Origin of the sequence: Octadecabacter antarcticus 307, assembly GCF_000155675.2 — a bacterium.
In the GTDB taxonomy this organism is placed as follows: Bacteria; Pseudomonadota; Alphaproteobacteria; order Rhodobacterales; family Rhodobacteraceae; genus Octadecabacter; species Octadecabacter antarcticus.
Map to the genome: position 1 here is coordinate 404,460 of NC_020911.1, position 12,502 is coordinate 416,961.

At 56.8% G+C, this 12,502-nt stretch carries 12 protein-coding genes and 1 pseudogene; 9 read left to right on the plus strand and 4 right to left on the minus strand.

Translation table 11 applies throughout. From position 1 onward, the window contains the following. The first annotated feature begins 29 nt into the window (after nucleotides 1-29). The gene (gene rlmN / locus OAN307_RS02150) at nucleotides 30-1,214 is read left to right on the plus strand and encodes a 23S rRNA (adenine(2503)-C(2))-methyltransferase RlmN (protein WP_015498219.1); all 1,185 of its coding nucleotides are present in this window, start codon (nucleotides 30-32) and stop codon (nucleotides 1,212-1,214) included. A gap of 179 nt (nucleotides 1,215-1,393) precedes the next feature. Here the strand turns inward: rlmN and OAN307_RS02155 are convergent, their stop codons facing one another. Further along, nucleotides 1,394-2,233 carry an LOG family protein gene (locus OAN307_RS02155; protein WP_015498220.1) on the minus strand — a complete coding sequence of 280 codons (840 nt, stop codon included), beginning with the start codon at nucleotides 2,231-2,233 and terminating at the stop codon, nucleotides 1,394-1,396. A gap of 74 nt (nucleotides 2,234-2,307) precedes the next feature. On the opposite strand from OAN307_RS02155, the gene OAN307_RS02160 reads away from it, so the two are divergent. From OAN307_RS02160 to OAN307_RS02180, 5 genes are all read left to right on the plus strand, one after another. Continuing rightward, nucleotides 2,308-3,231 carry a serine/threonine dehydratase gene (locus OAN307_RS02160; RefSeq protein ID WP_015498221.1) on the plus strand — a complete coding sequence of 308 codons (924 nt, stop codon included), beginning with the start codon at nucleotides 2,308-2,310 and terminating at the stop codon, nucleotides 3,229-3,231. An 89-nt stretch (nucleotides 3,232-3,320) separates the two neighbouring features. Continuing rightward, entirely contained in the window at nucleotides 3,321-4,262 is a 942-nt protein-coding gene (locus OAN307_RS02165; protein ID WP_015498222.1) for an IS1595-like element ISOan10 family transposase, read from the plus strand. Between the two features lie 219 nt (nucleotides 4,263-4,481). Continuing rightward, the gene (gene dapD / locus OAN307_RS02170) at nucleotides 4,482-5,309 is read left to right on the plus strand and encodes a 2,3,4,5-tetrahydropyridine-2,6-dicarboxylate N-succinyltransferase (RefSeq protein ID WP_015498223.1); all 828 of its coding nucleotides are present in this window, start codon (nucleotides 4,482-4,484) and stop codon (nucleotides 5,307-5,309) included. A 25-nt stretch (nucleotides 5,310-5,334) separates the two neighbouring features. Continuing rightward, complete coding sequence (locus tag OAN307_RS02175) at nucleotides 5,335-5,619, plus strand: hypothetical protein (protein ID WP_015498224.1); 285 nt, start codon at nucleotides 5,335-5,337, stop codon at nucleotides 5,617-5,619. A 139-nt stretch (nucleotides 5,620-5,758) separates the two neighbouring features. After that, the gene (locus OAN307_RS02180; RefSeq protein WP_015498225.1) at nucleotides 5,759-6,154 is read left to right on the plus strand and encodes a hypothetical protein; all 396 of its coding nucleotides are present in this window, start codon (nucleotides 5,759-5,761) and stop codon (nucleotides 6,152-6,154) included. Between the two features lie 91 nt (nucleotides 6,155-6,245). Here OAN307_RS02180 and OAN307_RS25805 read toward each other — a convergent pair. Continuing rightward, nucleotides 6,246-6,476, minus strand: a pseudogene (locus OAN307_RS25805) (choice-of-anchor L domain-containing protein); the annotation flags it as partial. 233 nt (nucleotides 6,477-6,709) lie between these two features. Here OAN307_RS25805 and dapE point away from each other — a divergent pair. The 3 genes from dapE to OAN307_RS02195 all read left to right on the plus strand — a co-directional run bounded on the left by dapE (nucleotide 6,710) and on the right by OAN307_RS02195 (nucleotide 11,538). Further along, nucleotides 6,710-7,852 carry a succinyl-diaminopimelate desuccinylase gene (dapE, locus tag OAN307_RS02185; RefSeq protein WP_044043055.1) on the plus strand — a complete coding sequence of 381 codons (1,143 nt, stop codon included), beginning with the start codon at nucleotides 6,710-6,712 and terminating at the stop codon, nucleotides 7,850-7,852. 107 nt (nucleotides 7,853-7,959) lie between these two features. Next, complete coding sequence (gene rnr / locus OAN307_RS02190) at nucleotides 7,960-10,203, plus strand: ribonuclease R (protein WP_015498227.1); 2,244 nt, start codon at nucleotides 7,960-7,962, stop codon at nucleotides 10,201-10,203. Between the two features lie 96 nt (nucleotides 10,204-10,299). After that, nucleotides 10,300-11,538 carry a lytic murein transglycosylase gene (locus OAN307_RS02195; RefSeq protein ID WP_015498228.1) on the plus strand — a complete coding sequence of 413 codons (1,239 nt, stop codon included), beginning with the start codon at nucleotides 10,300-10,302 and terminating at the stop codon, nucleotides 11,536-11,538. Here OAN307_RS02195 and OAN307_RS02200 read toward each other — a convergent pair. Beyond that, nucleotides 11,535-12,005 (minus strand): hypothetical protein, encoded by a 471-nt coding sequence (locus OAN307_RS02200; RefSeq protein ID WP_015498229.1) that lies wholly within the window; start codon nucleotides 12,003-12,005, stop codon nucleotides 11,535-11,537. The genes OAN307_RS02195 and OAN307_RS02200 overlap by 4 nt on opposite strands. After that, the gene (locus OAN307_RS02205) at nucleotides 12,002-12,496 is read right to left on the minus strand and encodes an RNA pyrophosphohydrolase (RefSeq protein WP_015498230.1); all 495 of its coding nucleotides are present in this window, start codon (nucleotides 12,494-12,496) and stop codon (nucleotides 12,002-12,004) included. Before OAN307_RS02205 ends, OAN307_RS02200 begins: the two co-directional genes overlap by 4 nt. Between the last annotated feature and the right edge of the window lie 6 nt (nucleotides 12,497-12,502).

A 12,502-nucleotide genomic window follows, 5' to 3' on the forward strand; every position in this document is an offset into this window, starting at 1 on the left:
GTTCACGCATCGTATCGGAGCCGATTCTCATGCAGCCGCAAGCGCCCATCACCCAAGACGTCATGACGATCAAACGCGTGCTGCCGACTGGCGGCCCTTTGAACATTGTCGGCCTGACGCGCGATCAGTTGCGCGATGCGCTGATTGGCGTTGGGGTGACAGAAAAACAGGCCAAGATGCGGGTCAACCAAGTCTGGCAATGGCTGTACCATTGGGGCGTGCGCGATTTCGAAGTGATGACGAACTTGTCCAAAGATTTTCGTACGACACTGGCGGAACATTTCAAGATCGAACTACCCGAAGTTGTCACCAAAGACGTGTCCACGGATGGCACCCGCAAATACCTTGTGCGCATCGCGGGCGGCCATGAGGTCGAGGTGGTTTATATCCCCGAAAAAGATCGCGGCACGCTGTGTATTTCAAGCCAGGTCGGCTGCACGCTGACCTGTTCGTTCTGTCACACGGGCACGCAAAAACTGGTCCGTAACCTGACGGCGGGTGAAATTATCGGCCAAGTTATGCTGGCGCGCGATGATCTGAACGAATGGCCTGAACCCGGTCAGGGCACGGGCGAAAACGGCCCGCGTCTTTTGTCCAACATCGTGCTGATGGGCATGGGTGAGCCGCTGTATAATTTTGAAAATGTCCGTGATGCGATGAAGATCGCGATGGACGGTGAGGGCATCGCGCTGTCGCGCCGCCGCATCACGCTGTCGACGTCCGGTGTTGTGCCAGAAATTCACCGGACTGCGGATGAAATCGGCTGCATGCTTGCCATTTCGTTCCATGGAACCACGGACGAAATTCGCGACAAGCTGGTGCCGATCAACAAAAAGTGGAACCTTGAAAAGCTGCTAGAAGCGTTGGCCGCTTATCCAAAAGTCTCCAACTCCGAACGCATCACGTTCGAATACGTGATGCTGAAAGACGTCAATGATTCAGACGAAGACGCGCGTCGCCTCGTGAAACTGATCGAAGGCATCCCCGCCAAGATCAACCTGATCCCGTTCAACGAATGGCCCGGTGCGCCCTACAAACGCTCTGACGCGGATCGCATCAAAGCATTTGCGGATATCATCTACAACGCAGGCTACGCATCGCCGATCCGCAGACCGCGCGGCGAAGACATCATGGCCGCCTGTGGGCAGTTGAAGTCGGCGACTGAACGGTCCCGCAAATCGCGCAAACAGATCGATGCTGAGGCGGGGCTTTAAGGTTAATTATCGAACTTTGGCGATACTTGGCTCTCACGCGTGACGCTGGCGTCGGTCAAGCTGTGCAATCTGGGACGCAGCTATTCAAAATTTATGAAACGCTTCAGCGGTCCGTTCCCGAATAATGCACATCGCTGGCTGTGCGACAGCGTGCTGTCTGACCCCATCGCGCAAAACGCCTAACGCCCCGGAATGACCCCGCGCTTTTCGCCCGCACCTTCCCAGCTCTCCAGCGCGTCCACAGCCTCTTCAGCGGTTTCCACAAACTTGAACAATGCAAGATCGTCCTGCGAAATCGTGCCCGACTCAGACAGAGCATCCCAATTGATGATGCTTTCCCAAAACGCGCGACCGAACAGCAAAAACGGCACGCGCTCCATCCGACCTGTCTGGATCAGCGTCAGCGCCTCGAATGTTTCGTCCAGCGTGCCAAAGCCACCTGGAAACACGGTGATCGCCTTGGCGCGCATCAAGAAATGCATTTTGCGAATCGCAAAGTAATGGAAATTGAAACTCAGTTCGGGTGTGACGTATTCGTTCGGGGCCTGTTCGTGCGGCAGCACGATGTTCAACCCGATGGATCGCCCCCCTGCGTCCAAAGCACCGCGGTTGCCTGCCTCCATCACACCGGGTCCGCCGCCCGTGACAATCACGTTTTCACCGGCGCCGCCCATTTGCGTCACCAACTTCGCAAACTTACGTGCCTCGTCATAGTATTTCGACAGGTCCGCCAGCGTCTTGGTTCGCGCGGTGTCCTTCTTGGCTGGCTCCGGTATCCGCGCGCCGCCGAACATCACGACGGTGGACACGATCCCTTGTTCGTCCAGCATCAATTCCGGTTTTAACAATTCCAACTGCAACCGCACGGGCCGCAATTCGTCACGGCACAGGAATTCGGGGTCCGCAAACGCCAGCGCATAGGCAGGTGATCGGGTTTGCGGCGTGTCTGGCACATGGCGCGCCTCTTCGCTGTCTTGCTGACTGTCGCGGAACGGGTGGCGACGGTTATCGACTTTCATTGATATGCTCCTTGTTGGGCTTGGCATTTTAGTGGCAGGTTGGGCGGACATTGTCCAATGACCGAAGGCCCGCCATGACCCAAGAAAATACGGTGACGCGAACCGATATAAACGCCGCTGCGACCCGCATTGCAGGTCGTGTGCATGTGACCCCTGTCATGCGCTCAGACGCGTTCGGCTTGCCATTACAATTCAAGTTTGAACATACGCAAATCACCGGCTCGTTCAAAGCACGCGGCGCGTTCAATTCGCTGCTGACAGCGGATGTGCCGCCTGCCGGTATCGTTGCCGCATCGGGCGGTAATCATGGCGCTGCTGTTGCCTACGCCGCTAAAACGCTTGGCCACGACGCACATATTTTTGTCCCTGAATTCGCGGGCCCTGCCAAAATTGACGTGATCCGCCAAACCGGTGCCACCCTACATGTCGTGGCGGGCGCCTACGCTGATGCCGCTACTGCCGCAAAGGCGCATCAGGTCGCCACCGGCGCGCTCGACATTCACCCCTACAACGCGCCCGCAACCCTTGCAGGGCAGGGGACCTGTTTCCAAGAATGGGATGCGCAGGGGCTCGACGCGGACACGATCATCATCGCCATTGGCGGCGGTGGGCTGATTGGTGGCGCGATGGCGTGGTTCAAGGATCGCAAAATCATCGGTGTTGAATCCGAAACAACCAATTCCATGCACGCCGCCCTGCAACATGGCCCCGAAACCGACGTTGAGGTGTCTGGCATCTGTGCTAACGCACTGGGCGCAAAGCGCGTCGGGCGGCTGGCCTATGACCTTGCCAAAGACCGCGATCTGCAAACCCTGCTGATCCCCGACCCAGCGATTGCCTTTGCGCAAAAAATGCTTTGGCAAAACTTGCGCCAACTGGTCGAACCGGCGGGCGCTGCGGCCCTCGCCGCGATCACGTCGGCGGCCTATGTCCCTGCCAAAGGCGAAAAGGTCGCGATCCTGCTGTGTGGTGCAAACCCAGCCCCGATTCCAATCTAGGCCCAAAGGCTTATCCCCTTTGCTCCGGCGGCACCTGATGTAGTGTGAAGCGGCTTGCCAATCTACAATGTTCTTGTATTGTTCTACCCATGCCAGCCAGATGGAAAAACGACAAACCCATGTCCCGCCTGGCGTTCGACGCCAGGTTTTCTGATGAGGAAGCGTGTTCGCATTATCTGGCGGAACATCGTTGGCCTGAGGGCTTTGTGTGTCCTTCCTGTGGCACCTGCAAGGGCTGGCCGTTAAAGCGAAATCGCGCGACTTGGGAATGTGCCGGTTGCGCACGGCAGACATCCGTGACGGCTGGCACGGTGATGCACAGCAGCCATTTGCCGTTGCGAATTTGGTTTCTTGCCGCGCACATCATCACCAGCCATTCCAACGGCATGTCAGCGCTGCAACTTCAGGCGCAACTTGGCCTTGGCAGCTACAAGACGGCGTGGCTCCTCTTGCAAAAGCTGCGGCGGTCGATGGTCAACCCTGACCGCAACCCCCTGAAAGACCTTGTCGAGATCGATGAAACAGAGATTCCGTTCCGGTCCCGGCATGATCCCGAGGACCGGCCAAAGGGTGGGCGGAGCCCGGTCGGAAAGATGTTTGTCGTCTGCGCCGTCGAGTTATCAAGAGACGGACATCCGCGCCGTATCAGGATGAAACACATTCCCGACGGCGCATCAAAGACGCTACACGGGTTCATTGGTCAGGCTGTAGAGCCTGGCGCTCACGTCATCACGGATGGCTGGCTAGGTTACGAAAATCCCCCTGCAAACACGCATGAGGCGAAGGTCGTCAGCGGCAAGAAGGCACATGACATACTCCACTGGGTCCACCGCGTGTTCTCCAACCTAAAAACGTGGGCAAAAGGCGTCTTCCACGGCCTCAGAAAATGCCATCTGCAACGCTATCTCGACGAATTTGTGTTCCGCTGGAACCGACGGCGACACATGCGAAGCGCCTTCGACACGCTGCTGGGGATCGGTGTTGGTATTGGCCCAGCGACATATCGTGATTTTGTTGAACAGCGCGCCTGAAGGCCCTTGTTCACGGCAAAAGCCACGCCCCATAAACCCACCAGATGTTACAAACTGATCCGATCCGCCTCTCAAGCCACAAGGGCGAGGTTCTGCGCCGCGTCAACATGTGGGGCAACCGGACTAAAAGGGATAAGCCTTCTAGGCCCAATTGAATTGCCCAAAGCGCGCCATCACGCTATGCCGCCCCGAACGCATTCCACCTAAAGAGGTCAGATCATGTCCAACGCACAACTCGAAACCGCAATCGAATCCGCATGGGACGTGCGCGATACCATTACCGTCGCGACGAAGGGTGAGGTTCGCGACGCGATTACCGACACGCTGACAGCGCTGGATTCCGGTAAGCTGCGTGTCGCTGAACGGCGCGAAAATGGCGACTGGCATGTAAACCAATGGGCAAAAAAGGCGGTGCTGTTGTCGTTCCGTCTGAATGATATGGAACCGATTTCGGGTGGCAACGGCGGCACCACGTGGTGGGACAAGGTCCCTTCTAAATTCGACGGCTGGGGTGAAAATCAATGGCGCGACGCGGGCTTTCGCGCCGTTCCCGGATCAATCGTGCGCCGCTCGGCGTTCATCGGCAAAGGCGTGGTCTTGATGCCGTCGTTCGTGAACCTCGGTGCCTATGTTGACGAAGGCTCAATGGTGGATGGCTGGGCGACAGTCGGATCATGTGCGCAAATCGGCAAGAACGTGCACCTATCTGGTGGTGTCGGTATCGGCGGCGTTCTGGAACCAATGCAGGCCGGTCCGACCATCATTGAAGACAATTGTTTCATCGGCGCGCGTTCTGAAGTCGTCGAAGGTTGCATCATCCGCGAAGGCTCCGTGCTTGGCATGGGCGTGTTCATCGGCCAATCCACCAAAATCGTGGACCGCGAAACTGGCGAAGTCTTCTACGGCGAAGTGCCGCCCTATTCCGTCGTCGTTGCAGGCTCCATGCCGTCTAAAAACAACGTCAACTTGTACTGCGCGGTCATCGTCAAACGCGTCGATGCAAAGACCCGTTCCAAGACTGGAATTAACGAATTGCTGCGGGATTGATGATTCAACTTAGTGAAATGCGCCAATGATAGTCAGCCGGACCCTCGCCAAGCGTCGTATCGCGGCGGGGGTCCGTCCCACGTGGGGCGCGGCGTGGGCACCTGTCGCCTTTGATGCAGCCTGCCTAATTGCCGCGTTTCTCTTGCTCTTTCGCCCGTTTCAATCCCTGACCGAGACGTTCAATTTCCCGGTCTGGGCCACGGTGACAGCGCTCCTTGCGATCGGGTTTATCCCCACCCAAGCGGTGCTGATCTTTTCGTCCCTCTGGGCGGCTAAATCACGGTTTAACGACGACGATGCAGGATCCTAACGGTTCTGATTGCCAAACCATGTCATGACCCGCTCTCTATAAGTGCCATCCTCGCGCAAGCGCAGAAGTGTCTGGTTGATTTGCCCCCTAGATTGCGCAGACATTGACGGCGCGCATGACGGGCGTTACGGCCACTGCCATGACTGATTCATCCGATGCCAAACCCAAAAAGAAAAAGCCCTCGCGCCAGCAGGTGTTTACTTTGCTCGTTGAGGTTGGCCGTAAAGTTGGTGACGGGCTTCCCAAAGACAGCACAGGTGCCGCGCTGATGATCTATGCCTCCGGTATAGATGAGGCTGAGGCCGTGCGTGAAACCGTCGCCATTCTGAAACAGGCAGATGTGGCGCCCCTTGACGTGTCAGGCTACGGGACGCTTGAAGAACGCCTCGCTGAAGGACATGAGATCGCCGATGAAGAACGCGAACTAATGCAGCGCGCCTTGGACGAAAACAGCGTGATCGTCGCGCAGATGACGCCGTTCTTTGAAGGCGACGAAGTTGACGATGACGGGGACGCTGCAGACACGGCTCCTTAGCCGCAAGAATTGAACTTTTGATCAACGCTGGCGCTTCCAGCACCGCAGAGGCGTCAAAACTCTCGACCAGGGCCCTGTTCACCAGAATCGTCAGTGTCAACGTGACAGTAAAACCCTCCATCTCGATGTTGAACTGATCGTTGGTGTTATCGTTGAAGAGGTTAATGTTATCGGTCAGGTTGACAGAATTAATGGTAGTGCCGTTGCGCGCGATTGACAGCGGCACGTGCGTTTCGTTGATCCAGACGCCAGCCATGTCGTTGTAAATGGAATTCGTATACTCAGGGTATTCGTCCGAACTGAACACGAACTGCATCGTCATGACATCGGACTCGTTGTTGTCGCCGCTCGATGTCTGCCCTGCCTCGGGTCTATATTATTACGTTAGCCATATGGTAACCGCTGGCTTCTTTAGTGTCTTTTCAAGTGGTTACGTCCATGTCACGAAAAATATGTGTCAGATGGGGCATATCCCAGACACGACTCAGGCATGGCCGCGAGGGTTTGCATCGGCTTCAAATCATCGGTAACGCAGGGGTAATCAGGAGAGTTTTCATGCCCGTTGATCCCATCGCCCTCACCGTTGATCTGATCCGCTGCCCTACCGTCACGCCAACTGAGGGTGGCGCGTTGCAACTGCTTGATCGGCTTTTGTCCGACGCAGGGTTTGAAACGTGGCGCGTGGACCGCGCAGGCACGCCAAACCTTTTTGCGAGGTGGGGCGCACGTGGGGCCAACAAATCCTTCGGCTTTAACGGCCATACCGACGTTGTGCCCGTGGGTGACGCTGCCGCATGGACGGTTGATCCGTTTGGCGGCGAAATCTGTGACGGCGTTCTTTATGGCCGTGGTGCCACGGACATGAAGTCCGGCGTCGCAGCATTCGCGGCGGCAGCGATTGATTTTGTGCAAGTTACGCCGCCAGATGGGGCTATCATCTTGGCGATCACTTGCGACGAAGAAGGCCCGTCCACGGATGGCACCATTGCGTTGCTGGATTGGATGCGGTCCCACGGCGAAGCGATGACCGCCTGCATCGTTGGCGAACCGACCTGCCCGGATGTCATGGGCGAAATGATTAAAGTCGGGCGTCGTGGATCGTTGACATCGCACTTCACAGTGACTGGTAAACAAGGCCATTCCGCCTATCCGCACCGCGCCAACAACCCGCTGCCTGCGATGGTGCGCCTGATGGATCGATTGGCCAGTTATGAAATGGACAAAGGGTCGGACCACTTTGATCCATCAACCCTTGCGGTGGTGACAATTGACACTGGAAACCCGGCCACCAACGTCATCCCCGCCATCTGTAAAGCCAGCGCAAATGTGCGGTTCAATGACCTGCATACATCGCAATCCGTCATCGCATGGATGCAAGGCGAGGTTGATGTGGTGGCCGCAGATTTTGGCGTGCAAATCGACATGGCCTGCCGCGTGTCGGGTGAAAGTTTCATCACACCCCCCGGTGAATTGTCCGATCTGGTCTGCGCTGCAGTGTTGGCAGAGACAGGCATGACGCCAGAACTGTCCACGACAGGCGGCACGTCTGATGCACGGTTCGTCAAAGACCATTGCCCTGTTGTTGAGGTCGGTCTGGTCGGCAAGACCATGCACCAAGTAGATGAATGCGTTCCAGTTGAACAAATCACCCAGCTTAAGGCGATTTATGACCGTATCTTGCGTAGCTACTTTTCTTGAAGGCGCAACACCTGCGGCCCGTGCAAGAAAGTTGGTATTTTTAAACCAAAGAAACTGTAGAGCAGATTGCATCTGACGCTGGCGATAAGCCGTGATAGGCAAAACCCATGACACGTATACCCTCCAAGACCGAGATCCTTGACTGGATCGCCGAAAACCCCACCCAAACGGCCAAGCGTGACATCGCGAAGGCGTTTGGCATCAAGGGGGCGGCGCGCATTGACCTTAAATATCTGCTGCGCGAACTCGAAGACGACGGGAAATTGCAAAAGCGCAAATCGTCTTATCGTGATGCCAATAAGTTGCCGCCAGTGTCCGTGTTGGAGGTGACTGGCCCTGACAGCGATGGTGATCTGTTTGCGCGCCCCCTAGAATGGGCCGGAACCGGCGATGCACCGCGCATCCTGATGGTGATGAAAGCGGAGGAACCGGCGCTGGGCGCGGGTGAACGTGTGTTGGGTCGTCTGACCGAAGTGATTGGCGAAGATTTCGCCTATACTGCACGTCTGATCCGCCGCATTGGAACCAATCCGTTGCGTATTTTGGGCGTGTTCCGTGTGGCAACGGAAGGTGGGCGTGTTTTGCCCGTCGACAAAGGATCGCAAAAGGAATGGATCGTGGCGGCGGGTGCCACGGGTGATGCCAAAGATGGCGAGTTGGTTGAGGCTGAGCAGGCTGGACCGAAGGGGCGCATGGGCCTGCCAAAGGCGCGCATCGTGGCGCGATTGGGCGATCCGACACAGCCGCGCGCTGTCAGCCTGATTGCGATCCACCAACACGGCATTCCTGATCACTTTCCCGATGATGTCGTCGCGCAAGCTGACAGCGCCAAACCTGCGGGCCTTAAAGGGCGCGACGACCTGCAACACCTGCCGCTGATCACCATTGATCCGTGGGATGCCCGCGACCATGACGATGCCTGCTGTGCCATCCCCAATGGCGACGGCGGTTTTGCGCTTTGGGTCGCGATTGCAGATGTCGCGCACTATGTCACGCCGGGGTCCAAACTGGATATCGAAGCCCGCAAGCGTGGCAATTCCACGTATTTCCCCGACCGTGTTGTGCCGATGTTGCCGGACCGTTTGTCGGGTGATTTGTGTTCGCTCCACGAAGGGGTGCCGCGCGCTTGTATTGCCGTGGAAATGCAGATCGACCGCGACGGCAACAAGACTTCGCATCGCTTTGTGCGCGGGTTGATGACGTCCCCCGCGTCGCTGAATTACGAAGAAGTTCAGGCTGCGATGGACGGTGAGATTAACGACAAAGTCGCGCCACTTCTTGATGACGTAATACGGCCCTTGTACGCCTGCTACGACGCGTTGAAAAAAGCGCGCGCTGTGCGCCAGCCGCTCGAACTCGACCTGCCTGAACGCAAAATCATCCTAAATGCGGACGGCGTGGTCACGGATGTTGCATTTAAGGATCGCCTTGATGCGCACCGCCTGATTGAAGAATTCATGGTGCTGGCAAATGTCGCCGCTGCGGAAACTTTGGTCGCCAAAAAGACTGCGCTGCTGTTTCGGGTTCATGAAGAACCAAAAACCGAAAAGCTCGACGCGCTGCGTGAAACGGCTGAATCTGCTGGGTTGCAATTGGCTAAAGGGCAGGTTCTCAAGACCGCGCACCTGAACCGTTTGCTCAACCAAGCGGCGGACACTGACCACGCGGAACTGATTAATATCGCCACGCTTCGTTCCATGACGCAGGCGTATTACAGCCCTGATAACTTTGGGCATTTTGGTTTGGCGCTTAAGGCATACGCGCACTTCACCTCCCCCATTCGCCGCTATTCTGACCTGATTGTACACCGCGCATTGATCACGGCACACGGTTGGGGCAAGGACGGTTTAACGCCCGAGGATGAGGCGATGTTGCCTGAAACCGCGCAGGCAATATCGGACACTGAACGTCGGTCCATGGTGGCCGAACGCGACACGACGGACCGCTACCTTGCGGCATTCCTGAGCGAACGTGTCGGCGCTGTGATGGGGGGGCGGATCAGCGGCATCGCCAAGTTTGGCGTGTTCGTAAAGCTTGATGAAACCGGTGCCGATGGCATGATCCCGATCCGCAATCTGGGTGCCGAATATTTCCACTATGACGCCGACAACCAGACCCTGATGGGGTCCGACACCGGCGTCGTGATCGGCCTTGGTGTGCGGGTCGTTGTGAAACTGGTCGAAGCGGCGCCCGTCACGGGTGGACTGATCGTTGATCTGTTGGAAATTGATGGCAAGGCGATGCCGCAGGGCCGCCCATCCAACCGGGGAAAATCACCGCGGCGCAAATTTGGCTCGGCCAAGAAAAAGGCCTCAAAAACAGCGCGTAAGGTCAACCGAACCCGCACGTGAGCGAGCGGAAGATCGCCCGCGCGCCAGTCTATTGGTTCCGATTTGGAAACATGCGCGGTAGATGGAGGGATGGGTCCCTCAATCTCGGGTGGTGGTATGTTAAATTTTCGCGTTCTTTTGGCTGGTGCAATCTGCGCAGCGGGCTCGGGTTTTGCGGGCCCAATTCCGCAAGATGGTCCTGTCCACATCAGCCCAATTACCCAAGTGCAGACCGCAAACCAAGGCTTCAACGCTTGGATTTTTGGCTTTCGCAATCGTGCAACGCGCCAGGGTATTTTAGAGGCCACATTCGACGCGGCCTTTGACGGAATTACCTACAACACCACAGTGATTGATCGTGATCGCAACCAATCCGAATTCACCAAATCGCTGTGGGATTACCTCGACACTGCGGTATCGGACGCACGCGTGCGCAATGGCCGCCGGGCACTGGCCGACAACATGCAACTGCTGAACCGGATCGAACAGACGTTTGGCGTCGATAAAGAGGTCGTCGTTGCGATCTGGGGCTTGGAATCAGCCTATGGCGCGGTCCGCGGCAGCACCAATGTCATCGGAGCCATGGCGACACTGGCCTATGATGGGCGGCGTGGCGCATTCTTTGAACAACAACTGATTGCCGCCTTGCAAATCTTACAGGCGGGCGACACGGCCCCGCGCAATATGACCGGATCATGGGCTGGCGCGATGGGTCACACGCAATTCATGCCGACTAGTTTTCTGGAATATGCAGTGGATGGAAATGGTGATGGGCGGCGCGATATCTGGGCGGATGATCCGACTGATGCGCTCGCCTCTACTGCCAATTACCTACGCAGTTTCGGTTGGGTGCAGGGGCAGCCTTGGGGCATAGAAGTGCAAATTCCGCAAGGTTTTGATTACGCCACGGCGCAGCGCGGAAACGAAAAATTACCAAGCGAATGGGCGACGATTGGTGTCGTTGATATGGCTGGACGCGCAGTTCCTGATCACGAAGCCGCGTCGATCCTATTGCCCGCAGGGGCGATGGGTGCGGCGTTCATGATCTTCCCGAACTTTGAGGTGATCGAACGCTACAACACCGCCGACGCCTATGTGATCGGTGTTGGCATCTTGTCTGATCGTATCGCAGGCGGGGGTCCAATCGAAACCACATGGCCGCGTGATGATCGGGTGCTGAACGGCGCGGAACGGGTTGAATTGCAGGAACGTCTGACGGCGGCGGGGTTCGATACCTTGGGCATCGACGGGCGCATCGGGCCGCTGACAATCAACGCCATCCGCACCTATCAACTGGCCAGCGACATCATTCCTGACGGCTATGCATCGCTTCGATTGCTGAACCGTCTGCGTTAAAACGTGCGTTCGTCGCAGCCAGTTCCGCGCATACACGATTCAGCGGTTTGCACGTATCCGTCGTCTGGCGCAAATATCGTGCTGTGGCAGGGATTCACGTTCAAAACGTAACCATCCGCCGTTTGCTCAACAAATGTGAGAATGGCTTCATCATGGCTGATCGACCCGCACCAGTGCGCCAAACACTCAAAATTCAAAGTGACGTCAAGTGTGGGTGCCGTCACAAACCCGTCGGCCCCAAGGTATTTCCCTGAAAACGTCGCAGGCAGCCGCACAGATTGCGGAATATTCGTATCCGTTTGGGTCTTCACAGGCGGCGAAAACGCAAACGCCCCTAGCAATACGACATACCTTTCTTCCGCTTCTGATGCCCAACCAAACGTGCGCGCCACATCGGATTGCATACACGACAACGCCTGTGCTTGCCCCGCGATGGCGACCAAAGCTGCCGCTAACATAACCTTCATATTCGGTCTCCAAATGCTTCTAGCACGGCCGCGTAAACGTCGCGCTTAAATGGGACGATGCTCAACAGCAGATCCTTGGGAGAAATCCAAGTCCACTCGGAAAATTCTTGGTGCGGCTGTACAATATTGATCTGGTCATCGCTGCCTGTGAACCGCATCAGCACCCATTTCTGTTCCTGACCGCGATAGCGACCTTTCCAGATTTTGTGCACGATATTATGGGGCAAATCATAGGGCAGCCAACCGTCCGTTTCCGCCTCGATCACCACCAGATCAGGCGTGATTCCGGTTTCTTCGCCCAATTCGCGCAAGGCAGCCGTGGTCACGTCTTCGCCCGGATCAATGCCACCTTGCGGCATTTGCCACGCGTCTTGGTCGCGATCCACGCGCTGGCCGACAAACACATGTCCATTGGCGTTCACAACCATCAGCCCGACGCAGGGGCGATAGGGCAGTTTCGCAATCTGTTCAGCGGTTAATGCTTTGGCCATCAGGTG